At 68.0% G+C, this 24364-nt stretch carries 24 protein-coding genes and 1 tRNA gene; 18 read left to right on the forward strand and 7 right to left on the reverse strand.

Annotated elements, in window-relative coordinates:
* Positions 1–42 precede the first annotated feature (42 nt).
* The 3 genes from C0V74_RS09775 to hflK form a co-directional block, all read right to left on the reverse strand.
* Positions 43–1593, reverse strand: a complete 1551-nt coding sequence (locus tag C0V74_RS09775) for a Do family serine endopeptidase (RefSeq protein ID WP_143251611.1) — start codon at positions 1591–1593, stop codon at positions 43–45.
* 123 nt (positions 1594–1716) lie between these two features.
* The gene (locus C0V74_RS09780; RefSeq protein ID WP_131621351.1) at positions 1717–2565 is read right to left on the reverse strand and encodes a protease modulator HflC; all 849 of its coding nucleotides are present in this window, start codon (positions 2563–2565) and stop codon (positions 1717–1719) included.
* Complete coding sequence (hflK, locus tag C0V74_RS09785) at positions 2565–3704, reverse strand: FtsH protease activity modulator HflK (RefSeq protein WP_246844829.1); 1140 nt, start codon at positions 3702–3704, stop codon at positions 2565–2567. The genes C0V74_RS09780 and hflK overlap by 1 nt, the downstream gene beginning before the upstream one ends.
* 76 nt (positions 3705–3780) lie before the next feature.
* On the opposite strand from hflK, the gene C0V74_RS09790 reads away from it, so the two are divergent.
* The 4 genes from C0V74_RS09790 to C0V74_RS09805 are packed head-to-tail and all read left to right on the forward strand — an operon-like array spanning position 3781 to position 9505.
* Complete coding sequence (locus C0V74_RS09790; RefSeq protein WP_143251612.1) at positions 3781–4767, forward strand: Mrp/NBP35 family ATP-binding protein; 987 nt, start codon at positions 3781–3783, stop codon at positions 4765–4767.
* A 2-nt stretch (positions 4768–4769) separates the two neighbouring features.
* The gene (locus C0V74_RS09795) at positions 4770–7046 is read left to right on the forward strand and encodes a molybdopterin cofactor-binding domain-containing protein (protein WP_143252260.1); all 2277 of its coding nucleotides are present in this window, start codon (positions 4770–4772) and stop codon (positions 7044–7046) included.
* Positions 7043–8050 (forward strand): ferrochelatase, encoded by a 1008-nt coding sequence (gene hemH / locus C0V74_RS09800; protein ID WP_143251613.1) that lies wholly within the window; start codon positions 7043–7045, stop codon positions 8048–8050. The genes C0V74_RS09795 and hemH overlap by 4 nt, the downstream gene beginning before the upstream one ends.
* Positions 8051–8086: 36 nt before the next feature.
* Entirely contained in the window at positions 8087–9505 is a 1419-nt protein-coding gene (locus C0V74_RS09805; protein WP_143251614.1) for a cytochrome P450, read from the forward strand.
* A gap of 9 nt (positions 9506–9514) precedes the next feature.
* Here the strand turns inward: C0V74_RS09805 and C0V74_RS09810 are convergent, their stop codons facing one another.
* On the reverse strand, positions 9515–9670 hold the full coding sequence (locus tag C0V74_RS09810; RefSeq protein WP_131621361.1) for a DUF1674 domain-containing protein: 156 nt from the start codon (positions 9668–9670) through the stop codon (positions 9515–9517).
* A gap of 56 nt (positions 9671–9726) precedes the next feature.
* Between C0V74_RS09810 and C0V74_RS09815 the strand changes: the two genes are divergently transcribed.
* The 3 genes from C0V74_RS09815 (at position 9727) to C0V74_RS09825 (ending at position 12338) form a co-directional block, all read left to right on the forward strand.
* Positions 9727–10965 carry a transcription antitermination factor NusB gene (locus C0V74_RS09815; RefSeq protein WP_143251615.1) on the forward strand — a complete coding sequence of 413 codons (1239 nt, stop codon included), beginning with the start codon at positions 9727–9729 and terminating at the stop codon, positions 10963–10965.
* Positions 10966–11162: 197 nt separating this feature from the next.
* Positions 11163–11342 carry a hypothetical protein gene (locus C0V74_RS09820; protein ID WP_143251616.1) on the forward strand — a complete coding sequence of 60 codons (180 nt, stop codon included), beginning with the start codon at positions 11163–11165 and terminating at the stop codon, positions 11340–11342.
* Between the two features lie 3 nt (positions 11343–11345).
* Complete coding sequence (locus tag C0V74_RS09825; protein WP_143251617.1) at positions 11346–12338, forward strand: TerC family protein; 993 nt, start codon at positions 11346–11348, stop codon at positions 12336–12338.
* A 56-nt stretch (positions 12339–12394) separates the two neighbouring features.
* Here the strand turns inward: C0V74_RS09825 and msrA are convergent, their stop codons facing one another.
* The gene (gene msrA / locus C0V74_RS09830) at positions 12395–12925 is read right to left on the reverse strand and encodes a peptide-methionine (S)-S-oxide reductase MsrA (protein WP_143251618.1); all 531 of its coding nucleotides are present in this window, start codon (positions 12923–12925) and stop codon (positions 12395–12397) included.
* Positions 12926–13025: 100 nt separating this feature from the next.
* On the opposite strand from msrA, the gene C0V74_RS09835 reads away from it, so the two are divergent.
* From C0V74_RS09835 to C0V74_RS09855, 5 genes are all read left to right on the forward strand, one after another.
* Positions 13026–13871: a class I SAM-dependent methyltransferase gene (locus C0V74_RS09835; RefSeq protein ID WP_143251619.1), complete on the forward strand. Its 846-nt coding sequence runs from the start codon at positions 13026–13028 to the stop codon at positions 13869–13871.
* A 61-nt stretch (positions 13872–13932) separates the two neighbouring features.
* Positions 13933–14697 (forward strand): SIMPL domain-containing protein, encoded by a 765-nt coding sequence (locus C0V74_RS09840; RefSeq protein WP_143251620.1) that lies wholly within the window; start codon positions 13933–13935, stop codon positions 14695–14697.
* A 10-nt stretch (positions 14698–14707) separates the two neighbouring features.
* Positions 14708–15577, forward strand: a complete 870-nt coding sequence (gene aguB, locus C0V74_RS09845; RefSeq protein WP_143251621.1) for an N-carbamoylputrescine amidase — start codon at positions 14708–14710, stop codon at positions 15575–15577.
* Positions 15552–16082, forward strand: a complete 531-nt coding sequence (gene folK / locus C0V74_RS09850) for a 2-amino-4-hydroxy-6-hydroxymethyldihydropteridine diphosphokinase (protein ID WP_143251622.1) — start codon at positions 15552–15554, stop codon at positions 16080–16082. The genes aguB and folK overlap by 26 nt, the downstream gene beginning before the upstream one ends.
* 13 nt (positions 16083–16095) lie before the next feature.
* Positions 16096–16171: transfer RNA gene (locus C0V74_RS09855), tRNA-Lys, on the forward strand.
* A 106-nt stretch (positions 16172–16277) separates the two neighbouring features.
* On the opposite strand, the gene C0V74_RS09860 is transcribed toward C0V74_RS09855, so the two are convergent.
* Positions 16278–16541, reverse strand: a complete 264-nt coding sequence (locus C0V74_RS09860) for a hypothetical protein (RefSeq protein ID WP_131621418.1) — start codon at positions 16539–16541, stop codon at positions 16278–16280.
* A 52-nt stretch (positions 16542–16593) separates the two neighbouring features.
* On the opposite strand from C0V74_RS09860, the gene C0V74_RS09865 reads away from it, so the two are divergent.
* Positions 16594–17325 (forward strand): dienelactone hydrolase family protein, encoded by a 732-nt coding sequence (locus C0V74_RS09865; protein WP_246844830.1) that lies wholly within the window; start codon positions 16594–16596, stop codon positions 17323–17325.
* Between the two features lie 40 nt (positions 17326–17365).
* On the opposite strand, the gene C0V74_RS09870 is transcribed toward C0V74_RS09865, so the two are convergent.
* Positions 17366–17998 carry a TetR/AcrR family transcriptional regulator gene (locus C0V74_RS09870; RefSeq protein ID WP_143251623.1) on the reverse strand — a complete coding sequence of 211 codons (633 nt, stop codon included), beginning with the start codon at positions 17996–17998 and terminating at the stop codon, positions 17366–17368.
* Positions 17999–18069: 71 nt separating this feature from the next.
* Here C0V74_RS09870 and C0V74_RS09875 point away from each other — a divergent pair, with 71 nt between their 5' ends.
* From C0V74_RS09875 to C0V74_RS09895, 5 genes are read left to right on the forward strand one after another with little or no spacing between them, the layout of a single operon-like run.
* Positions 18070–19206 (forward strand): ABC transporter permease, encoded by a 1137-nt coding sequence (locus C0V74_RS09875; protein ID WP_131621422.1) that lies wholly within the window; start codon positions 18070–18072, stop codon positions 19204–19206.
* An 11-nt stretch (positions 19207–19217) separates the two neighbouring features.
* Positions 19218–19952: an ABC transporter ATP-binding protein gene (locus C0V74_RS09880; RefSeq protein ID WP_143251624.1), complete on the forward strand. Its 735-nt coding sequence runs from the start codon at positions 19218–19220 to the stop codon at positions 19950–19952.
* Position 19953: 1 nt separating this feature from the next.
* Positions 19954–20979 carry a biotin/lipoyl-binding protein gene (locus tag C0V74_RS09885; RefSeq protein WP_143251625.1) on the forward strand — a complete coding sequence of 342 codons (1026 nt, stop codon included), beginning with the start codon at positions 19954–19956 and terminating at the stop codon, positions 20977–20979.
* On the forward strand, positions 20979–22376 hold the full coding sequence (locus C0V74_RS09890) for an efflux transporter outer membrane subunit (protein ID WP_143251626.1): 1398 nt from the start codon (positions 20979–20981) through the stop codon (positions 22374–22376). Before C0V74_RS09885 ends, C0V74_RS09890 begins: the two co-directional genes overlap by 1 nt.
* Before the next feature lie 56 nt (positions 22377–22432).
* On the forward strand, positions 22433–24274 hold the full coding sequence (locus C0V74_RS09895; RefSeq protein ID WP_143251627.1) for an ATP-binding cassette domain-containing protein: 1842 nt from the start codon (positions 22433–22435) through the stop codon (positions 24272–24274).
* The last annotated feature ends 90 nt before the right edge of the window (positions 24275–24364 follow it).

Genomic DNA, 24364 nt, shown 5'->3' on the forward strand with positions numbered 1-24364 from the left:
GCGGCACGTGCCGAACGGGGCCTTCATTCATTGCGAGCAAATTCAGCGGATGCGGATCGGCACGTAGGTCAGCGGCCGGCCGCGACGCTGAATGCGCAGCAACACCGTCTCGCGTCCCGCGGCTTGCGCGGCGGACACGATCGAACCCAGCGCGGCCACCGTATCGACCTCGCGATAGTTCGCGCTCACCACGATGTCGCCGGGACGCAGACCCTTGTTGCCGGCATCGGAGCCGGCCGCGACGTCCAGGATGACCAGCCCGTCCGTCTCTGCCGAAACGCCGAGCTGCTGCGCGTAGCGCGGCGTCATCGGCGACAGCTGCAGGCCAAGGCTTTGCGCCAGGGACGCATCCCCTCGGCCGGCTGAGCCGCTCGGGTCGTCTTCCGCCTGACCTTCGCTATTGAACAGCTGCGACTGGGCAAGCTCCTCCTCGGTCGGGCGCTTGCCGACTGTCACGTTCACCGTGCGCCGTTGCCCATCCCGCAGGATTTCGATCGGGAGCCGGGTGCCGGGCGCAGTGTTCGCCACCAGGAACGACAACGTCTGATCGCTCGTCACGTCCTTGCCGCCCACCTTAGTGACGACGTCGCCCGGGCGAATGCCCGCATTGTCCGCCGCCTGGCCAGGCTCGACCGACTGGACGAATTCGCCGCGATTCTGCGGCAGGTTGAGTGAATCGGCCAGGTCACCCGCGACCGACTGCAGCGAGACACCGAGGTATCCGCGTTCGATCTCGACGCCGGACCGCAGCTTCTGCACGATCGGCGCCGCGATCTCGGCAGGGATGGCAAAGCCGATGCCCACGCTGCCGCCAGACGGCGAGAAGATCGCGTTGTTGATGCCGATGACGTTGCCTTGCATGTCGAACAGCGGCCCACCCGAGTTGCCGCGGTTGATGCTCGCATCGGTCTGGATGTAACGGTCGTAAGCGGTGCCCGAGCCGGTGGTGCGGTACACCGCCGACACGATCCCGCTGGTGACGGTGCCGCCGAGCGCGAAGGGATTGCCGATGGCGATCACCCAGTCACCGACCCGCGCCTGCCGCGAATCGCCGAACTTCACGAACGGGAAGGGCTCCGGACGGCCGATCTTGAGCACTGCCAGATCCGACGCGGCGTCGTTGCCGATCAGCTCGGCGGGGTATTCGGTTCCGTCGGGGGTGGTGACCGTGATCTCTGCCACCTCGCCCCGGCCCTGCGGCGCGATCACGTGGTTGTTGGTGACGACATAACCATCGGCCGAGATGATGAAACCGGAACCAAGCGATTGCGCCTCGCGCGTGGTCGGCTGCTGCGCGCCGCCGTTGCCGCCGCGTCCGCCGAACAGCCCTTCGAACGGGGTGCCGGCAAACGGGTTCTGCTGCGCCTGCACCTGGATGCGCTGGCGGGTGGAGATGTTGACCACCGCCGGCTGCAACTGCGCGGTCAGGTCGGCGAAGCTTTCGGGCGCTCCGGCACGGGGGACCACGCGCGCCATTTGACTGTCGTCGTTTTGAGCCACCTGAGCCCCGGCGGGGTTGCCGGTGACCAGCGAGATCGCGGCGCCTCCGATCAGCAGCGCCGAGGTCAGTCCGTAAGAATATCGCACGCGCATAACGTCCTTTGCTTCCTCTTGCGTGACGGAAGCGCAGGCGCCTCCGCCGTGTTCCCCCAGTTTCGGTATCGGCGTGAAATCACGCCCGCGGGGCTGAACCGCGATTGAACATCCGCCGGCTCGTCAGTTGTTTCCGCGGAACTGCTTCAGATACTCGTTGTCGGGCGACAGGATGATCGTGCTCGACGACTTGGAATCGGCCGCGAAGGTGGTGTCATAGCTCTGCATGGCGCGGTAGAAATCGTAGAACTCCGGGTCCTTGCCATACGCTTGGGCGTAGATCTTGGCAGCCTGGGCTTCGGCCTCGGCGCGGATGATCTGGCCGTTCTTCGACCCTTGCGCGCGCAGCGTGGCAGCTTCCTGCTGCCGTGCGCTCTGCATCCGGCGGAACGCGGACTCGAGCGGCGTGCCGTCGGGCAGATCGGCGCGCTTGATGCGCACGTCGATGACCTGGGCGCCGTATTTGCGCGCCTGTACGTCCAGCTTGGTGCGGATGTTCGCCATGGTGGTTCCGCGCTCAGCGGCGAGCAGCGCAGTGAAGCTGCGCCGCCCAAGTTCCTGCCGCACGACCGACGACAGCACCTGGCCGAGCTGCGATTCGACTGTCGCCAGGTTGCCGGCGGTCTGCACCATCTTGATCGGATCGATGATCCGATACCGGGCATAGGCATCCACATTCAGCCGCAACTGGTCGGTCGAGAGCACGGTCTGCGGCTCCATGTCGACGCTGAGGACTCGCTTGTCGATGCGCTCCACCCGGTCCACGAACGGAATGCGCCACCAGATACCTGCGTTAGTGCGGCCGAACGGCTGATCGGGCTTGAACTGATTCACCGTCGCCACCGGCTCACCGGTTCGGATGATCACCGCCTGCTGGGTTTCGGGCACGACGATCAACGTGGACATCAACGCGACCACGGCAACCGCGACCGCGATCAGCGACGTCCGGTGGGTTTGCCAGAACGCTTCCATTACTGGGCCTCCGGGGGATTGGCGCTCTGCGAGCGGCGTTTGAGTTCGGGCAGGGGCAGGTAAGTTTGGACGCCGTTTGTCTCGACCACCGTCTTGTCGTTCTGGCGCAAGACTCGCTCCATGGTTTCATAATACAACCGCCGCTTGGTCACCTCGGGGGCCAGTTTGTATTCAGCATAAATCTTGTCGAACGACGCCGCATCACCTTGCGCGCGAGCGAGGATCTGCTGGGCATAGGCCTCGGCGCGGTTGATCTCGGCGTCGGCATCCTGCTGCGCGGCGGACACGTCCTTGAACGCTTCTTCCACTTCCTTGGGCGGGTCGGTCTTGCGGATCTGCACGCCCTGCACCGCGATGCCCGACTTGTACGCATCGAGGATGCCTTGCATCCGCGTCAGCACGCTCTGCTCGATGTCGGCACGCCCCGAACCGGACAGCACATCGTTGAGGGTCTTCTGCGCGACCGACGCGCGCATGGCAGCCTCGGCCACTTCGCGGACGGTTTCCTCGGGCGCATCGAGCTGAAAGCGGAACTGCTTCAGATCCTTGATCGTCCAGCGGACGATGTAACTGAGATCCACCAGGTTCTGGTCGCCGGTCAGCATCAGCTTCTGCGCCGATCCTTCGGGGATCTGCTCGATGCGGAACTCGCTGACCTCCTCGATGTCGACCTGCTGGATCGGCCACGGCCACGAGAAGTTGAGGCCCGGCTGCATGGTGCTGGAATATTTTCCGAACGTGGTGACGATCCCCTGTTCCTTGGGGCCCACCTGATGGACCACAGAGATGCCCAGCCACACCAGCGCGATCGCCCCGACCGCAAGCGGGAACCAGCTCTTTCCGCCAGGACGCTCGGGAAGGCGGAAGCCCGGCCCGCCGCCGCCGGTGCGGCGCGGACCTTCGGGACCGCGGTTCTTGAAGATGTCCTCGATACTCGCCGAGCGACGCGGCTCATCGGCTGAAGGCAACCACGGGTTGCGCGGACCCTTCGCCTTCGGCGGACCATCGCCCGATCCCGCCGTCTCGCCGGGGCCGCCTTTGTCCGGCCCAGGCTTGTCCCCCGGCTGCTTTCCACCCCACGGGCTTTTTCCAGCCATGGCGAGGCCGACCAGGCGCCCCATCCCATCATTGATGTCCATGCTTACACTTATAGGTGGCATCGGCCGGAAAAACAGGGGTGGTGACGGCGAAATTGGTGCTAGTGCGCCGGCCCTGATGGACGAGACAACATTGACCGCGCGCCTGCCGCAACCCGTCGCGGCCCGCGTGCAGTCGCTTAAGTGGACGGACGGCAGGGTGACCGCGATCCTCGACGGATCGGGGTTGGGCGCTGCCGAACGCGATGCGCTGGAGACGGCGGTGAAGGATGTGCTCGGCGCGGCACCCGACGTGGCCGAAGTGCGAGTGGCGATCATGGCGGACAAACCGGTGCGCAGCGGTCCGGTGATCGTGGCCGTGGGGTCGGGCAAGGGCGGGGTCGGCAAGTCGACGCTGACCGCCAATCTGGCGGTGGCGTTGGCGCGCAGCGGCCGCAAGGTGGGGCTGGTCGATGCAGACGTCTATGGTCCCAGCCAGCCGACGCTGCTCGACACCGAAGGGCAGCGACCGCAGGCCGAAAACGACAAGCTGATCCCGATCGACAGCCGCTTCGGGGTCAAGATGCTGTCGATGGGCCATCTGGTGGAGCCGGGCAAGGCGCTCGCCTGGCGCGGTCCGATGGCGAGCGGCGCGTTCGGCCAGCTGGTCGACGCGCACTGGGGCGACACGGAAGTCCTGCTGCTCGACCTGCCGCCCGGCACCGGCGACGTGCAGATCACCATGCTGCAGAAGCACAAGCCTGCAGGTGCGGTCATTGTCTCCACGCCGCAAGACCTAGCGCTGATCGACGCCCAGCGCGCAGCCGAACTGTTCGGCAAGGGCGCCGTCCCGATCATCGGGCTGGTCGAGAACATGTCCGGGTATGTTTGCCCGCATTGCGGCGAATCGAGCGATCCGTTCGGAAGCGGCGGGGTCGAGGATGCGGCGGCGGAGGCGGGCCTGCCATTCCTGGGACGCATTCCGCTGAGCCTGGCGGTGCGCGAGGCGAGCGATGCCGGAACGCCTCCCGCCGCGGGCGACGGAGAGGGTGCGGACGCGTTTCACGCGATCGCCGCCAGGCTAGGTCAGTGGCTCGACCAGCGGGCCGGGCCGGGTTCCGCCTGACGATGCAGATCAGCCGCCGGGGCCTGCTCGCGGGAGCCGCGGTCGGCGGCGGGTTGCTCGTGGCATGGGGACTGTGGCCGCGCGACTATGGCGTGCCGCTGACCCCCGGGCGGGGCGAATGGGCGTTCGGCGCTTGGCTCAAGCTGGCCCGCGACGGGGTGCTGACGGTGGCGGTCCCGCAGCTGGAGATGGGGCAGGGGATCACCACCCTGATCCCGCAGATCGTCGCTGCCGAAATGGGCGCCGACTGGCGGCAGGTGGCGGTCGAGCCGGCGCCGGTCTCGGGCGCCTATTCCAACCTGCCGCTGGCCGCGAAGTGGGCGCCGCTATGGCTGCCGCTAGCACCCGGAGTTGCGGATGAGCCTGGCGATCTCGTCACCCGTCGCTGGGCGGGGGAGAACGGTTTCATGGCTACGGCGGACGGCACCTCGCTCGGCGCTTACGAGCGCCCGGCGCGCGAAGCGGCCGCCGCGGCGCGCGCGATGCTGTGCATGGCCGCGGCCGAGCGCTGGGGCGTGAATTACGAGGAGTGCGAGGCGCAAGGGGGGCTGGTTCTCCACGGCGGTAGGCAGCTCTCGTTCGCCGCGCTGGCGGAGGAGGCGGCGCGGTTCGACGCCCCCGATCCGCCGCCGCTGAAACCTGCTCCCTACAGCGAACGGCCGATCGCGGTCGGGGCGTCGCAGGACCTTGCCTACCCGCGGCTCGATCTGCCCGCCAAGGTGGACGGCGGTTTCCAGTTCGCGGGCGACGTGCGCCTGCCTGGCATGCTCTATGCCGCGATACGTCACGGGCCGGTGGGTGACGCCGTGCTCAGCGGCTATGGCAGCAAGGCTGGCGCCCGTACCCTGGGCTTGCGCCAGGTGGTCAAATCGCGCCGCTGGATCGCCGCGGTGGCGGATACTTGGTGGGCTGCCGAACAGGCGCTGACGGCGCTGCGTCCGCGTTGGCGGACAGAGAACCGTGCCGACAGCGGGATCATTGACCAGCGGCTCGACGAAGCGCTTACCAAGGGCGAAGCCAGCCGGATCGCGACGCGCGGCGAGGGCGACCGCGATCTCGGCGAGCCGACTGTCACGTACCGCTATGAAATCGCGCCGGCCACTCACGCCACGCTCGAAACCGCCAGCGCGACCGCGCGGGTCGCCGACGGGCGGCTGGAGCTCTGGCTTGCAAGCCAGGCCCCCGCCGCTGCTAAGGCTGCGGCCGCGAAGGCGGTCGGGCTCTCCGCCGCCGATGTGGTGCTGTATCCAATGAGTGCCGGGGGCAGCTTCGACCGGCGGCTGGAGCATGATCACGCGATCGAGGCGGCGGTCATCGCCGCTGAAGTCGGCGCACCGGTTCAACTCGTATGGTCGCGCTGGCAGGAGATGGTGGCGGGGCGCCCGCGGTCGCCGCTTGCTTGCCTCGCCAGCGCTTGGACGGCGCGGGAGGACGGCACGCCCGGTGCGCTGCGCATGCGGGTGGCGATGCCCGCCACGACGCGAGAATTCGGCGAGCGCCTGTTTGGCAACAAGACCGCCTTCGCCGCGCTCGATGCGGCGGAGGATCCTGATCCGCTGGCGTTCGAAGGCGCGCTGAGCCCTTACGCGATTCCGGCGGTCGCGATCGATCACGTGCCGGTCGATATCGGCCTGCCGACCGGGCGCATGCGCGGCAATGCGGCGGGGTATCTTGCGTTCATCGTTGAAAGCTTCATCGACGAACTCGCCGCCCGCGTGGGGCGCGAGCCGCTGTCGTTTCGCATGGCGCTGCTGGGCGGGGATCCCCGGCTGGCCGAATGCCTCCAGAGGGCGGCTCGCCTGGCCCAATGGGATGGCGGTGCGCGGCAGAGCGGAAATGGGCTGGCGTGCTGGCGGATCGGCAATCCCGCGACTGGCGAGGCGGTCGCACGCATCGCCTGCGTCGCCACCGCCCGGGCTGGCGAGGGCGGTGTGCGGGTGAGCAAGCTGTCCGCTGCGGTGGACCTGGGGCGGGTGGTCAATCAGGATATTGCGCGCCAGCAGATCGAAGGCGGGCTGGTGTTCGGCACCAGTCTTGCCACCGGGTCGGCGATTTCGTTCGCGGACGGGCTGCCGACCGAGAGCAGCCTTGGCGCCCTGGCGTTGCCGCGGCTCGCGGATTGTCCTGACATTTCAGTCGAGATCATCGCCGGCGACGGCGAACCGGCCGACCCCGGCGAAATCGGCGCGGTGATCGCCGCTCCGGCCATCGCCAACGCGCTGCACTCTGCGACCGGACTGCGTTTGCGCCGCCTGCCACTGCTATCGGAGGGAATATGAACCAGCCAGCCGGACATCCCCGGGTTGAAACCGGCAAAGTCGGGGTGCTGCTGGTCAATCTCGGCACCCCGGATGCGCCCGATGCCCGATCGGTGCGGCGTTACCTCGCGGAATTTCTTTCTGACCGGCGGGTGGTGGAAATTCCGCCGCTGATCTGGCAGCCGATCCTGCGCGGCGCGGTGCTGACGACGCGCCCCAAAAAGAGCGCGCATGCCTATGCTCAGGTATGGACCGAGAACGGCTCCCCCTTGGCGGCGATCACCGCCGCGCAGGCCGCTAAGCTCCAGAAAAGGCTAGGGGAAACCGTCAAAGTCAGCCATGCCATGCGCTACGGAAAGCCGGAGATCGGGGTGGCCTTGCAGGCGCTGATGGATGCCGGCTGCAACCGCATCCTGCTCGCCCCGCTCTATCCGCAATACAGCGCCGCGACCACGGCGACGGTGGTGGACAAGGCTGCGGACAAGCTGCGGACAATGCGTTGGCAACCGGCGCTGCGCACGCTGCCCGCATACTACGACGATCCGCATTATATCGACGCTCTGGCGGCCGATCTCGGCGCACAATTGATGCAACCTGGCATTTCGCCCGAGGTCCTGCTGCTGAGCTTCCACGGAATGCCGCAGCGCACGCTTGAACTGGGCGATCCATACCACTGCCATTGCCGCAAGACCGCGCGGCTGCTCGAAGCGAAGCTGGGCCGGCCGGACTTGCGGATCGTGACCACGTTCCAGTCCCGCTTCGGCCGGGCCAGGTGGCTGGAACCGGCAACCGACGTCGTGCTGGTGGATGAGGCTCGCCGCGGCACGAAGCGGCTGGCGATCGCCGCGCCGGGTTTTTCGGCCGATTGCCTGGAAACGCTCGAGGAGCTGGCGATCAGGGGGCGTGAGACGTTCTTGGAAGCCGGCGGCGAGGAGTTCACCACCCTGGTCTGCCTGAACGACCGCGAACCAGGCATGGCGATGCTGGAGGCGCTGGTAAGGCGCGAACTTGCAGGCTGGGTGTAGCTCACTTACACTCCTGTCAATTATCAGGAGCCTGCCATGGCCACGCTTGCCAAGCCTGTCGCATCGCCGCACGTCAGCGAGGAAACTTCGCCCTCCCACTGGTCGGAAGGCCGGCTGTCCGATGCCGATGTAGCGCACATTCCGGGCGAGGCGGGGCCGCCGGTGATCGGCAACCTGTTCAACATGCTGAAGGACCCGCACGGGTTCGCCTGGCGCATGTTCCGCACGTATGGCCCGGTCTACAAGAACCGGAACCTGGGTCATTGGCACGTCTCGCTGATCGGGGCGGAGGCGAACGAGCTACTGCTGTTCGACCGCGACAAGATCTTCTCCAGCGAACAGGGGTGGAGCCCGGCCCTGCACAAGCTTTTCCCGCGTGGGCTGATGCTGCTCGATTTCGATCACCACCGGATGGACCGGCGCGCGCTGTCGATCGCCTTCAAGCCCGAACCGATGCGCCATTACGCCGGCGCGCTCGACCGCGGGATCGCCGCCGAGGTCGCCAAGTGGACCGGCCCGATGCTGTTCTACCCCGCGATCAAGCAGCTCACGCTGGAGCTGGCCGCCGACAGCTTCATCGGCGTGCCGTGGGGGCCGGAGGCGGACAAGATCAACCAGGCGTTCGTCGACATGGTCGCCGCCTCGATCACCCCGGTGCGCAAGCCCCTGCCGTTCACCCAGATGCGCAAGGGGGTGAAGGGCCGCGAATTCCTGGTCGAGTATTTCACCCGCGAAACGTTGAAGCGCCGCGCGGGCGAGGGCGTGGGGCAGGACATGTTCAGCCAGTTCGCCACCGCGACCCGTGACGATGGCAGCCTGCTGCCGGTCGACGAGGTGGTCGATCACATGAATTTCCTGATGATGGCGGCGCACGACACCATCACCTCGAGCGCGACGAGCCTGGTGTTCCACCTCGCGCAGAACCCCGAGTGGCAGGAGAAGGTGCGGCAGGAGGTGTTCGCGGTCACCGGCGGTCCCGACGCCAGCGGCAATCCGCGCGGCGCGACCTACGACGACCTTGGCAAGTTCGAGCTGATGGAGATGGCGTTCAAGGAATCGCTGCGTCTGATCGCCCCGGTTCCGTCGATCCCGCGCCGGGCGCTGAGAAGCTTCGAATTCAACGGCATCCGCATCCCGGCCGGCGCGCAGTGCGGGTTCAACGCGCACCTGACCCATCACATGGAAGAATACTGGGACAGCCCGGAAACCTTCGACCCGATGCGGTTCACCCCCGACAAGGTAAAGGCGCGGCACAAGTATGCATGGATCCCGTTCGGCGGCGGCGCGCACATGTGCCTGGGACTGCATTTTGCGTACATGCAGGTGAAGATCCTGATGGCGCAGCTGCTGCAGCGCTACCGGATCGAGATTGCCGAGGGGTACGATCCGGAGTGGCAGCCGTGGCCGATCCCCAAGCCCAAGGACGGTTTGAAGGTCACCTTCCGGCCGCTTTAGGCGCGTCCGCTAGAAATCGATTGCCACGCCGTCCTTGACCCAGTCGCCATAGCGGGTGGGGCTGAGTACCTCTTCCTCCGTGGCGGGTGCGGGTTCGGGTGCCGGCGCATTGGTCCAGTGGGCCGGCTTGTCGAATTTCTCGGGGCGCTTGGTCGCTCGTTCCATGGCGCCCGAGATGGGTGCGCTGGCGCTCGGTTGCAATCGCCGATAGGGCGCGCGGCATGGCGAAAACAGCAGGCGCGAAAATTCAGGGACTGGCCGCGCGCACCGCGGCGCTGCGGATGCTCGACGCCGTGCTGCGCCGGGGCGAAACGCTCGATCTGGCGGAAGGCCAGTATGCCAAGGGTCTGACGCCGAGCGACCGCGGCCTGGCCCGCGCGATCGCCAGCGAGACTTTGCGCTGGCTGCTCGATCTCGACGCGCTGATCGACAGCGCGACCAGGGACGTGCTGCCTGAAGACGCCAAGCCGCGGACCGTGCTGCGGATGATGCTGGCACAGTGGTTGCGGCTCGACACCCCGCCGCACGCGGTGATCTCCACCGGGCTGGAACTGCTTGACGGCGGCCCGCGGCGGCTGGCGCACGGGGTGTTCTCGACGCTGGTGAAGCGCGCGGCGGCGCTGCCGCCGGTGCCGACCTTGCCGCCCGCCGTGATCGAGCGCTGGGGGGAACGCTCGGCCGCCATCGCCGCCGCGCTGGCCGAACCGCCGCCGCTTGACCTGTCGCTTAAGGACTGGACGCAGACGACGCGCTGGGCGGAGGAACTGGGCGGTATCTCGCTGGCTCCCGGCCATGTGCGGCTTCCCCGGGGCAGCGCGGTGGAGCGGCTGGCGGGGTTCGAGGAGGGCGCCTGGTGGGTGCAGGATCTCGCCGCGTCGATCCCCGCGCGTCTGCTGGGCGAGGGCGACGGGCGCCGCGTGCTCGATCTGTGCGCCGCGCCCGGAGGCAAGACGCTGCAGCTCGCCGCCGCCGGGTGGCAGGTCACCAGTCTCGACAAGAGCGTGAAACGCCTCGACCGGCTGGTCGACAATCTCGACCGAGTGGGCCTGGCCGCTGAAGTGGTCGCCGCCGATGCGTTGAAGTGGGAGCCTGCCCGCCCATACGACGCGATCCTGCTCGATGCCCCGTGCACCGCGACCGGCACCTGCCGCCGCCATCCCGATGTGCTGCACCGGATCGGCCCGCGGCAGATCGCGGAAATGGCGGAGCTGCAGGCGGCGCTGCTGGGCCGCGCCGCCGGATGGCTCGCGCCCGGCGGGACGCTGGTTTACGCAACCTGCTCGCTGGAGCGGGAAGAGGGGGAGGACCAGGCGGCCCGCGTCAGTCTTGCGCCCGCCCCGATCGCGCCTGACGAGCTTCCGGCGGGCTTGGTCCCGACTGCCGCGGGGTGGCTGCGCACCGATCCCGCGATGATCGAACGCGGGCTCGACGGCTTCTTCGTCGCCCGCTGGAGAGGGTAGCGGCGCGAATTCGTCCTTCGCGTTCTTGAAACGCCAATGGACCGCACCTATTCCTGATCACAGCGGGCCGGGCCCCTCTGGCGCAGCGCTTTCGCGCGGCGCGATGTCGGACCGCATCGGGTGACACCGGTGCAGGGTCCAATGCGGCTTCGTCGCTGTCATCCGATCACGTGCAACGCACAAGGAGGATGGCACACATGCGACCTTTCACTTTTCTTTCGATGCTGATGCAGCAACGCATCGACGATGCCCTGCGGCTGGAGCGGATCAAGTCCGCGCACGATCCGCGCCGGTTGGCGCTGCTGCGCCGCCGCCGCGCGCAGCTGGGTCGGCGGTTGTCCCGCGCGCTGCTCACCCCCGCACCAGTGGGGAGCTGAACCATGGAGCCTTTGACCGCTTTGTGGCTGGGCACGCCGGTATGGATCTGGCTTGGCTTCATCGGCATCGTGATCGCGCTGCTGGTGCTCGATCTCGGCGTTCTGCACCGGAAGGAGCGCGAGATCGGGGTGCGCGAAAGCCTGGTGATGTCGGGCTTCTACATCACGCTGGGGCTGTGCTTCGGCGCGTGGGTGTGGTGGTACATGGGCGCTACTGCGGGCATGAATTACATCACCGGCTTCGTGATCGAGAAAAGCCTGGCGATGGACAACGTCTTCGTCATCGCGATGATCTTCGCCTATTTCGGGATTCCCCGCCTGTACCAGCACCGGGTGCTGTTCTGGGGCGTGCTGGGCGTGATCGTGCTGCGCGCGATCATGATCGGTTTCGGCGCCGCGGCGGTGCAGGAATGGGACTGGGTGCTGTACCTGTTCGCCGGGTTCCTGATCCTGACCGGGATCAAGATGTGGCGTTCGGCTGACGAGCAGTACGATGTCGGCGCCTCCCCGATCCTGCGCTGGGTACGGCGCCGCTTTCGCGTGACCGATACACTGCACGGCCAGCGGTTCTGGGTGCGGCAGCCCGATCCGGCCACCGGCCGGGTTGCCTGGTTCATGACCCCGCTGTTCCTGGCGCTGATCATGATCGAATTCGTCGACGTGGTGTTCGCGGTCGATTCGGTGCCGGCGATCTTCGCCATCACCACCGATCCGTTCATCGTCTACACGTCGAACATCTTCGCGATCCTGGGACTGCGCGCGCTGTACTTCGCGCTCGCGGCGATGGTCGACCGGTTCCACTACCTCAAGTACGCGCTCAGCCTGCTGCTGGTGTTCATCGGTTCGAAGATCTTCGTCGCCGATGCGCTGGGGTTGGCGAAGATCCCGCCGTCGGTGTCGCTCGGCATCACCTTCGCGATCCTGGCCGGGGGTGTCGCCTGGTCGCTGTGGAAGACGCGCGGGCAGGGTATCCCGGCCCGGGTGGAAGGCGCGTAGGCAGCGCCGCCGGGATGGGGGCTGCGGCCATCATCCCGGCGGTGCCGGTGGGCTGGTCAGGCCTTGACCTTGTTCTGGAAGCTCTTGCGCAGCTTGAGCAGCTTGGGCGGGATGGTCGCCTGGCAATACGGGTTCCGCTGGCCTTCGCCTTCCCAGTACTCCTGGTGGTAGTCTTCGGCCGGATACCACTGCGACGCGTCCTCGATCGTGGTCACCGCGTTGCCGCCATGCTCGGCGTTCCAGCGGTCGATGGCCGCTTCGGCCTCGGCGCGCTGGGTGTCATCGAGCGGAAAGATCGCGCTGCGGTACTGCGTGCCCACGTCGTTGCCCTGCCGGTTGAGCTGGGTCGGATCGTGCGTGCCCAGGAACACGTCGTAGAGTTCCGCCAGGCTGATCGCGTGCGGGTCGAACGTCACGCGGATGGCTTCGGCATGGCCGGTGTCGCCGCCGCAGACCTGCTTGTAGGTCGGGTTCGCGACGGTGCCGCCGATATAACCGCTTTCGACCGCGCTGACGCCGACCACGTCGCGGAAGACCGCCTCGGTGCACCAGAAGCACCCGCCTGCGATGATAGCCTGTTCGCTCATGCCAATCTCCTTTGGCCGGGGAGATAGGAAGCGCAGCAGAGCTTGTCACCGCCACCCGCTCGGATAAGCTGCGGGCGAATTTTTTAGGGAGAGACCTGTCATGCGCTCACTTGCGCTGTTGTTGTTGCCGATGCTCGCCGCTGCCGTTCCGGCCAGTGCGCAGACCCCGCCGACGTCCACCGCCGCCGCCGCGGTTGCAGTCGATCCGGCGCTGGCGGCTGCGGTCGCCGATCCGCGCCGGGACGCGGACCGCGCGCGCGACCAGTGGCGCAAGCCCGCCGAAACGCTCGCGTTCTTCCAGGTCGCGCCGGACATGAAGGTCGGTGAATATGCGCCCGGCGGCGAGTGGTATTCGCGCCTGCTGGGACTGTACCTGGGCCCCAAGGGCAAGCTGGTCGGCCTCTATTTCGATCCCACCTCGGGCGCGTTCAACGAAAAGACGCAAGCCGGCATCCGCGAAGGTGCGGCCAAGTACCCCGCCGACATCGCCGGCTGGTCGGGCATCCCGGCCGATCGCTTCGCCGCCATGACGCTGGAAGCCCCCGCGGAAGCGGAGAAGGGCACGTTCGACCGCATCCTGGTCATGCGCATGATGCACAACCTGATGCGCTGGAACATCGCCGACCGCGAGATCAAGGCGATGCGCGAGCTGCTGAAACCCGGCGGCATGATCGGCATCGAACAACACCGCGCGAAGGCCGATGCGCCGTTTTCCTACACCGACGGCAGCAAGGGCTACCTGCGCGAAGCCGACGTGATCAAGTTCATGGAGATCAACGGGTTCGAGCTGGTTGGCACCGCCGACTATAACGCCAACTCGCGCGATCCCGCCAACCACGCCGGCGGGGTGTGGGAAATGAAGCCGTCATGGAGCACCAAGCGGCCGGAGCTTGAGAACCTGGGCGAAAGCGACCGCATGACCCTGCTGTTCCGCAAGCGCGCTTAACCGATTGCCAAAGCCAGGGTTCGATGTGACACTGTTACATCGAACCCTGGAGTCGCGTCTCATGCCACCACGTCTGCTGTTTATCGCCCCGAGCCTCGTGCTGGCTGGCTGCGGCGGCGGGGCGGACGATCCGCGCGGGGTCGACCGGAGCGAGACGCTGCTGTCGGTGAGCGCGTCCGGCCACGCCGAATCGAAGCCTGACAAGGCCGAGTTCCAGGCGGGGGTGGAGACCTGGGCCCGTACCGCGAAGGATGCTAGCGCCGCCAACAACGCCAAGATCGAGGAGATCGTCGGCGCGCTGCGGACGCTCGGCGTTCCGGAACGGGACCTGCAGACCCGCGCGGTGTCGGTCCAGCGGATCGATTACGGCGACCGGCGCGGGCAATTCCAGGCCGCCAACGTGGTCAACGTCACGCTGCGGGACCCGGCCCGGACCAGCGCCGCGGTCACCGCCGTGACCGAGGCGGGGGCCAACATCGTCTCCGGCCCCAACCTGTCGATGACCGATCCGGAAGCGACCGCCAACCTCGCCTATGCCGATGCCTACAAGGCAGCCCGCACCCGCGCGAACGCTTACGCCAGGGCGGCGGACATGGAGGTCAGCCGGGTGCTCTACATCCGCGATGCGGGCGGCAGCCAGGGCAGCACCTATTTCCGCGCCGCGGACGCCACCGCGATCGACGTCGCCGCGCCGCGCCCCGAACAGGCGGTGCCCGTCGCGCCGCCACCTCCGCCAGTGATGCGCGGCGGCGGGGCGGGAATGATGATCGGCACCACGAATTCGGACGTGTTCATTCAGGTGGACTTCGCGCTGCGCCCGAAATAACCGCTGCGCTATGGCCCGCACCGTTTCCGTCGCCGCGCTCCAGCTCGATCTGTCCTCGCACGACGAGAGCGAGAACATCGCCGCGGTATCGGCGCTGGTGGAGGAGGCGGCGGGCAAGGGCGCGCAGATCGTCTGCCCGCCCGAGCTCTTCTCGGGCCGCTATTTCTGCCAGGTGGAGGACGAGGCGCTGTTCGCGCTCGCCCGCCCCGTGGCCGAGCATCCATCGGTGGTGGCCATGCAAAAGCTGGCGGCGAGGCTGGAGGTCGCGATCCCGACCAGCTTCTTCGAGCGCGACGGGCACCACTATTACAACACCCTGGCGATGATCGGCGCCGATGGCGAGATCATGGGCACGTACCGCAAAAGCCACATTCCCGATGGTCCGGGGTACGAGGAGAAGTACTACTTCCGCCCCGGCAACGACGGGTTCAAGGTGTGGGACGTGCCGCTTGCAAACGGGGGCGCAACGCGCATCGGGGTCGGCATCTGCTGGGACCAGTGGTATCCCGAATGCGCGCGGGTGATGGCGCTGCTGGGCGCCGAACTGCTGTTCTATCCCACCGCGATCGGGTCCGAGCCATACGACGCCGATCTCGATACCAGCCGCATGTGGCGCCGGGCGATGCTGGGCCATGCGGTGTCAAACTGCATGCCGGTGATCGCCGCCAACCGGATCGGCGACGAGGATGGCGCGCGGTTCTATGGTCACAGCTTCGTCACCGACGAGTGGGGCGATTTCGTAAGCGAATATGGCGCGAGCGAAAGCGGGGCGCTGGTCGCCACCCTCGACCTTGACCGGGCGGCGAAGCACCGTGCCGGCATGGGCTTCTTCCGCGATCGCCGGCCGCAGCTTTATGGCCGGATCTGCGAGGATATCTGAGCGCCTGGCCAAGCGGCCGCACCGCTACCTGATCGCGCTCGGCTCGAACATGCGCCACGCGCGGCTGGGAAGCCCGCGGGCGGTGATCGCGGCGGCGCTGGAGGAACTGGGCCGCGCCGGCATCACCGTGCTCGCCGCCGCGCCCGTCATCGCCAGCGCACCGCTTGGCCCCTCGCGCCGCCGCTATGCCAACAGCGCTGCGCTCATCGCCACCGCGCTGCCGCCCGAATGCCTGTTGGAGAGGCTGCAGCACATTGAGGGCGCTTATGGCCGCCGCCGCCGCGGCCAGCGCTGGGGCGCCCGCGTGCTGGATTTAGATGTTGTGCTGTGGAGCGCCGGCGCCTGGGCGAGCCGGCCGCTGACCATCCCCCACCCCCGCTACCGCGAGCGCACGTTCGTTCTGGCGCCGGCCACGCGCATCGCACCCCGCTGGCGCGATCCGGTCACCGGCTTCACCGTCCGCCAGCTCTACGCCCGCTTGACCCGCAGCAATCCGCTGCCCTAGGGCCCACCGCGTGGGGCCCTTAGCTCAGTCGGTAGAGCAACTGACTTTTAATCAGTAGGTCGCTGGTTCGAACCCAGCAGGGCTCACCACTCCCGCAGCCATTCACAGACGTGCGGCGCCTCGTCAGATTTGGTGGGGTGCGCGCGTGTGGCAGGCGGACGGCACGGCGTAGAGACATGCGGTACCCGTTCGGGATCAGGTTTCCTGCTCGGTCCGTGCGAGCAGGTCCATCAGGTTTCGCGCGGCGTCCCGATCCTCCTCCAGCTTGAACGCTATATCGAGATCCGGCGCTTCGCCCAGCAGATACAGCAGCGACCATAGCGCGAAGCGGCGCGACCGGTCGGCGGACAGGCCGAAATCGACGCGCAGGCGATCCAGCCCCGCTTCCCGCATCGCGAGCGACGCGTGCGCCAGATCGGTGGTGCCGAAGTAATGGTCGAGCAAATGATCGAGGTCCATGACCCGGGCTTAGCGCCGCTCGCGCCCAAGGCGAAGCATTACGCAGCCTGGGTTGGACATCGCGCCGCGCCACCCCACTTGGCGCAGCGGGTCCGAGGCGGTGGACCGGCGCCAGCGGGAGTTACGCGAATTGAAGATCGTCAACGGTGCCAGCCTCGCGCCGCGTTCTGGCGGGGCACCCAGGCAGATCGTGCTGCTGCTCCATGGCTATGGCTCGAGCGGCAAAGACATGATCTCGTTCGCGCCGCATTGGCAGGACGCATTGCCGGACGCGCTGTTTCTGGCGCCGCATGCCCCGCAGCGGTGCGGGTTCATGGCGTCAGGGTATCAGTGGTGGGGCCTGACCGGCTTCCACCCGCAGGCGCTTGCCGCAGGTGCCTCGTCCGCCGCGCCCGCGATCGACGCGTTCCTCGATCGCAAGCTGGCGCAGTACGATCTGACCGAACGGGACCTGGCGCTGGTCGGGTTCAGCCAGGGCACGATGATGGCGCTGCACGTGGGTTTGCGACGACCCCGGCCGGTGGCGGCGATCGTCGGCTATTCCGGCATGCTGACCGGAGCCGGCGAGTTGCACCGTCTTCCGGAGGCCAAGCCGCCGGTCTTGCTGGTTCACGGCTCGGCCGATCCGGTGGTGCCGGTCGCCGCGCTCCATCTGGCGGAGAGCGAGCTCAGGCGCGCAGGCGTCGAGGTGACCACGCACGTATCCATGGGGCTGGGGCACAGCGTCGATCCACACGGGATCAGGCTGGGGCGCGATTTCGTGGCCGAGGCGCTGCGCCGGTAGCGTCCAGCCGCCTGGCAAAGCGTACGAGGTGGTCGCCGCGTTACGGCGTTTCCGCGGCATAGGCGCAGCAGAACACATCGACCGCGCCGGCGATCCGCGCCTGGTTGCGAACCGGATCGCTGGGATGGCCGAACCGCCGTTCCAGATCCCCCATCCCCTTGCACATGCTGACGAACTGCTCCGCTGCGAGGTCAGGGTCGTCCGCCTGCATCGTGCCGGCATCGCACATCTGGCGGATGAACCGGGCGAACGCCTGTTTCATCCGGTGCGGACCCGCCGCCAGGAACACCGCGCCCAGTTCAGGTTCCTTTTCGGTCTCCGCAGCGATGCGGCGCTCGAACTGGACCATCTCGGGGCGCGACAGGAACGCGACCATCCCGGTGCCGATCGCGGTCAAATGCTCGCGCAAGGACCTGCGGCCGATATCATCGATCGAGAAATGGGTCCTGAGGCGGCTGCACTCCTCCTCGACCGCAGCGGTGAACAATGCGCGCTTGTCGCCGAAGTGATTGTACACGGTGACCTTGGACACATTCGCGTCGGCCGCGATCTGCTCGATCGACGCTCCGCCAAACCCGTGTTCGAAAAACGCCGCGCTGGCGGCGGCGAGGATCGCCTCGCGTTTCGCCGGATCGGCCGGCCGACCCTTGGTAGAGCCATGATCGTTTGACATCCTGAACGGTCCAGTTCAATTAAACGCAGGCGTTCAGTAATGGGCCTGCGCATGGAGGGAGGCAAGACGGCATGATCTGGATTGCCATCCGCATGCTGACCGGCGACGCGCAGAAGTTCTACGGCCTGGTGTTCGGCATCGCGTTCTCGACCCTGCTCATCACCCAACAGCTGACAATCTTCGTCAACCTGATCGAGCGCGGATCGAGCGGGGTGTACAACGTCTCCAGCGCCGATGTGTGGGTGATGGACGAGGTCAGCCGCACCACCGATGTCAATTATCCGATGCCATCGACCGCGCTCGACAAGGTGCGCAGCGTGCCGGGCGTCGAATGGGCGGTGCCGCACCTGCGCGCATCAGCTTCGGTGCGTTCGGGCGATGGCGACCTGGAAGGGGTGGCGATCATCGGGGTGGACGACGCGACCCTCATCGGCCTGCCGCGCTCGATGGTCATGGGCAGCGCGGAAGTCCTGTCGCAGCCCGACAGCGTGATTATCGACGATGTCGGCGTCACCCGGCTGTTCGAGGATGGCAGCAGCCCGATCGGCCAGCGGCTGGAGCTGAACGATCAGCGGGCGGTGATCCGCGGCGTGGCGGATGCGCTTCCCAGCTTCACCAGCCAGGTGACGCTGTACACCAAGTACACGCAGGCGCTTCGCTACGTGCCGGGAACGCGCAACCGGCTGTCGTTCGTGCTGGTCGGGGCGGCGGACGGCGTTTCCGCAGGCACCCTGGCGCAGCGCATTCACGAGGATACGGGACTGCGGGCGCGGACGCGCGACGAGCTGGCCCGAGACGGCATTCAGTTCATCATCGACAACACCGGCATCCCGCTCAACTTCGGGATCACCGTGGCACTGGGGTTCATCGTCGGCGTAGCGATCGTCGGGCTGACCTTCAGCCTGTTCATCCGCGACAACATCAAGCAGTTCGGCGCGCTCAAGGCGATCGGCGTGACCAACGGCAAGATCAGGCGAATGGTCGCCGCGCAAGCCGGCCTGGTCGGCCTGATCGGCTATGGCCTGGGCGTGCTGGGGACGGTCGCCTTCATCTGGAGTTTCTCCAGCAATCCCACCTTCAAGGGGTTCTACATCCCGTGGCAGATCCCGCTGATCAGCTTGGCGGCGGTCGCGCTGATCCTGGCGCTGACGGGCTGGCTGGCGTTGCGCAACGTCCTGCGCACCGAACCCGCTTCGGTGTTCCGCTGATGGATGCGGCGATGGACAGCGGCCCGATCGGCGGCAGCGCGCCCGGGGAAGCGGCGATCAGCACCCGCGGCGTCACGCGCGACTTTAAGGCGGGGCAGCAGACGATCACCGTGCTCCACGGCATCGACCTCGATGTCCGGGCGGGAGAGTTGACCTACCTCGTCGGTGAAAGCGGTTCAGGCAAGACCACCCTGATCTCGATCATGTGCGGCATCCTGTGGCCGACGCTGGGCGAGGTGAAGGTGTTCGGGACCGACATCTATGGCCTGAGCGACACGGCGCTGGTCGAGTTCCGGCTGAACAACATCGGCTTCATTTTCCAGCAGTACAACCTGATCCCCTCGATCGACGCCGCGAGCAACGCGGCCGTGCCACTTATTGCGCAGGGGATGGGGCGGAGCGAGGCCCGCGCCCGGGCGGTCGCCATGATGGACAAGCTCAACATCGGCGACCAGGCGGCCAAGTTGCCCAGCCAGCTGTCGGGCGGCCAGCAGCAGCGCGTCGCGATCGCGCGGGCGCTGGTCCATCAGCCGCGCCTGGTGGTGTGCGACGAGCCAACCGCCGCGCTCGACGCGGCATCGGGTCGCCGGGTCATGGACCTGCTACGCGAGGTGGCGGTGGCGCCGGACCGCGCGTGCATCATCGTGACGCACGACAATCGCATTTTCGATCTCGCTGACCGGATCCTCGTGCTGGAGGACGGCCGCGTCACCCACGACGGCAAGGACATGCCCGAAGGACACTGACATGACGATCGAGTGGAAGAACCTCAATTTCTCACGCCAGGTCCTGCCGGCGATAGCGGTAGCCGGATTGCTGGTGGCGGCGCTGTTCATCGCTGGCGGACTGCCTGACCGCCAGCTTTCCGAGCCTGCCCGCGAACCCGCACGCGCACCTGCCGCGCTCGCCAGCCAGCCCCGGGTCGCCGGGTCGGGGGTGGTCGAACCGTCGAGCGAGCTGATCCAGATCGGCTCGGCGCTGTCGGGCCTGGTGACGCGGCTGGCGGTGCAACCGGGCGACCAGGTGGCGCGCGGACAAGTGCTGTTCACCGTCGACGACCGCGCGGTGCGCGCCCAGCTGCGCGAGGCGGAGGCCGCCATCGCCGCGGCGCGGGCCGGGATCGCCGAAGCGCAAAGTGCGTCGGTGACCGCACGGCGCCAGCTGGCGCTGTTCCGCAGCGTGTCCGATCCCGCCGCGGTCAGCCGGGTCGAGGTCATCCGCGCCGAGGGAGAGGCCGCGGCGGCGGGCGAACGCATCGCGCTCGCGCGGGCGCAGCTCCAGTCGGCGGAAGCGCGCGCCAACTCCGCCCGCACCGAGATCGGGCGGCTGACGGTCCGCGCGCCGCGCGCCGGCGAGATCCTGGCGGTCAACATCCGCGAAGGTGAATACGTCAGCACGACAGGCGCAGGCGGCAACGCGCAACCGTTCATTGAGATGGGCCAGACGCAGCCGCTTCACGTACGGATCGACATCGACGAAGAGCAGGCGCCCCACGTCGCGCTGGGCGCCTCCGCCACGGTATCGCCGCGCGGGGCGGCGGACCGGCAGGTGCAGGCGACCTTCGTTCGCGCCGAACCGCTGGTGGTCCCCAAGCGCTCGCTCACCAACAGCGCCGCCGAACGGGTCGACGTGCGGGTCCTGCAAGTGATCTACCAGCTACCCCCGGCGGACGAATTGTTTCGCGTGGGGCAGCAGGTCGATGCGTACATTCCCGCCCGCAAGGCTGCCGCCCGCAAGACCGCCCCCAGCCAGACCGCGAAAGCGACCACGTGATGACGCGCATGCTTCTGGCCGCGGCCAGCGCCGTGACCTTGTCGGCCTGCGCCGCAGGACCGCCGCCCGAGATCGCCACGCCGGTGCCGGAACTGCCCGAAACGTATGCTTACGCGCCTGAGGCGACGGTCGGCGCGGAGCTGGCGGCCTTGCTGCCGCGCGACGATGCGGCGTTCCAGCTGCTGACGGCGCAGGCGCTCGCCGCATCGCCCACCTTGGCCGAGGCCGCCGCCCGGATCGAGCAGGCGCGCGCCGGTGCCGACCGCGCCGGGGCGCAGCGCCTTCCCGAAATCGGGATCAACGGGGGCGTGACCGGCACCCGCTCCAATCCGGCGCAATTTTCCGCGAACCTGCCGCCGGGGATACAGGCTGACAGCGAGCGGGTAGCGTATGCGGCGAACCTCACCGCCCGCTGGGACCCCGATATCTTCGGGGGGCTGCGCGCGCGGGAGCGCGCGGCGCTGTCGCGGATCGACGCGACGACCGCTTCGGCCCGCGCGGTGCGCATCGCGCTGGTGTCCGAAATAGCGGGCGCCGTGATCGACTGGCGGACGCTGGCTGCGCGCGAAGCGGAACTGCGCGCCGACCTTGCCTCCGCCGAAGAGCTGGCGCGCCTTGCCGGGGTGCGCGAACGGGCGGGGATCGCGCCCGGTTTCGACAGGGTGCGGGCAGAAGGTTCGGCGGCGTCCTCGCGCAGCCGTCTCACCGCGCTCGACAGCGATCGCGCGCGGCTGCTGGGCCGCCTGGTGACGCTGACCGCTCAGGGCGCCGGCGATGTGCGGGCGTCGCTGGCCCGTGAAGCGGGTACGGCGGTGCTGCCGCCACCGCCGCCGGCGCTGCCGTCCGCACTACTCACCAACCGGCCGGACATCGTGGCGGCTGCCGCGACCCTCGCCGCCGCTGACGCGGAACTCGCGGCGACGGCCCGGCGGCGGTTCCCGGTGTTCGACCTGTCGGCCGCCGTCGGCCTGCTCGCGTTCGGGCTGGGGGATCTGCTCGAAACCGATTCGGTGATCGGCAATCTGGCCGCCTCGGTCGTCGCGCCGCTGCTGGATTTCGGCCGGATTCGGGCGGAAATTGAGGGGGCGGCAGCCGAGAAAACGGCGTCGTTCGAGGCCTATCGCGGGGCGGTGGTCACCGCCCTTGGCGATGCGGAGGGCGCCTATGCACTGGTCGCATCGGCCGACCGGGAGGCCGCCGCCGCCGCCCAGGAAGCGGCCAGCCTGCAGCGCGCGGCCCAGCTGGCGGGCTTTCGCCAACAAGCGGGACTGGCCGATTTCCTGACTGTGCTCGAAGCCCGGCGAGCGGCCGACAGCAGCGGCGAGCGGGCAGCCGCGGCCGCCGGCCGGGCGCGCCGGGCCCGGGTCCTGCTATGGCAGGCAGTGGGCGGCGAGTGACCCGGGACGGGAGGATGGTTGGGATTCGCGCGCACCGCTGCTAGGCGCCGCGCATCATGATCAGCATCAACAACCTCACGGTGCGGCTGGGCGGCCGCACGATCCTCGATGGCGCGAACGCGACAATCCCGGCTGACGGCCGGATCGGACTGATCGGGCGGAACGGCGCTGGCAAGTCCACCTTGATGAAGGCGATCATCGGCGAAATCGACCCGGACGACGGCGAGATCGAGATGCCGCGCCGCGCGCGGATCGGCTACATCGCGCAGGAAGCGCCCAGCGGGCAGACGACTCCGTTCGAGGCGGTGCTGGCGGCCGACCTTGAGCGCACGCGGTTGCTGGCCGAAGCGGAGACCTGCGAGGATCCCAACCGCCTCGGCGACATTCACGACCGTCTGCTGGCGATCGACGCCTACTCGGCGCCAGCGCGCGCGGCGATCATCCTCACCGGGTTGGGGTTCGACGAAGAGATGCAGGCGCAGCCGCTCGACAGTTATTCGGGCGGGTGGAAGATGCGGGTAGCGCTGGGCGCGCTGCTGTTTTCCGCGCCCCACGTGCTGCTGCTGGATGAACCGTCCAACCACCTCGATCTGGAAGCCACCCTGTGGCTGGAAAGCTTCCTGAAAAGCTATCCCGGCATGCTGATCATGATCAGCCACGAACGGGACCTGCTGAACAACGTGGTCACCGCGATCCTGCATCTGCAGGGCGGCAAGCTGACCCTGTACGCGGGCGGATATGACGCGTTCGAGGCGCAGCGGGCCGAACGGGCGGCGCAGCTTGCCGCGGCCAAGGCGGCGCAGGATGCGCAGCGGGCCAAGCTGCAGGACTATGTCGCGCGCAACAGCGCCCGCGCCTCGACCGCCAAGCAGGCGCAGTCGCGGGCCAAGATGCTCGCGAGGATGCAGCCGATCGCGGCGCTGATGGAGGATCCCAGCCTCAGCTTCGACTTCCCCAGCCCGGAGGAGATGCGGCCGCCCCTCATCGTGCTCGACCACGCGGCGGTGGGCTATGGCGGGACGCCCGTGCTCAGCCGGGTGAACCTGCGCCTCGATCCCACCGACCGGCTGGCGCTGCTGGGCCGCAACGGCAACGGCAAGACCACCCTGGCGCGGCTGCTCGCCGCCCAGCTCCCCACGCTCGATGGCGCGATGCAGGCCTCGGGCAAGATGAAGGTGGGCTACTTCACGCAGTACCAGGTCGAGGAACTGGCTTCGGATGCCACGCCGCTGGAGCACATGACACGCGCGATGGAGGGAAAAACCCCCGGGGCGGTGCGTGCGCAGCTTGGCCGATTCGGCTTTTCGGGGCCGAAAGCCACGACGCAGGTCGCCAAGCTGTCGGGCGGGGAGCGCGCGAGGCTGGCGCTGGCGCTGATCACCCGCGACGCGCCGCATCTGCTGATCCTGGACGAGCCGACCAACCACCTCGACGTCGATGCGCGCGAGGCGCTGGTGCAGGCGCTCAACGATTACGAAGGCGCAGTCATCCTGATCAGCCACGACCGGCACATGGTGGAGCTCACCGCAGACCGGCTGGTGCTGGTCGATGGCGGCACCGCGACCGATTATGACGGCAGCATCGAGGATTACATCGACTTCGTGCTCGGTCGGAACCAGCCGAAGGAGAAGCGGGCCGGGCGCGGGAAGAAGGATCGCCGCTCCAGCGCCAAGGAACGCGAGGACGCCCGTCTGGCGCGCGGCGCCATCGGCGAGATCGAAAAACGGATCGCGGGCCTGCAGGGCGAGATCGCCCGCCTGGACGAAGCACTGATCGGCGGCTCAGCCGCGTCGCCGGGCGACCTGGCGCGGCGCCGGGCGAGCCTGGAAAAGGATCTCGCCGCTGCCGAGAGCGACTGGTTGAGCGCCAGCGAAAGCCTGGAACAGCGCGTGGCATGACGCGGGCCGCCGCACGGGCCGACGAACGGCGCCAGAGGAGCGGATGCGAACCAGGCTGAGTGTCTGCCGCCGGAAGGCTTCGTTCGAGTC

Origin of the sequence: Altererythrobacter sp. TH136, from assembly GCF_007065885.1 — a bacterium.
Classification (GTDB): domain Bacteria; phylum Pseudomonadota; class Alphaproteobacteria; order Sphingomonadales; family Sphingomonadaceae; genus Tsuneonella.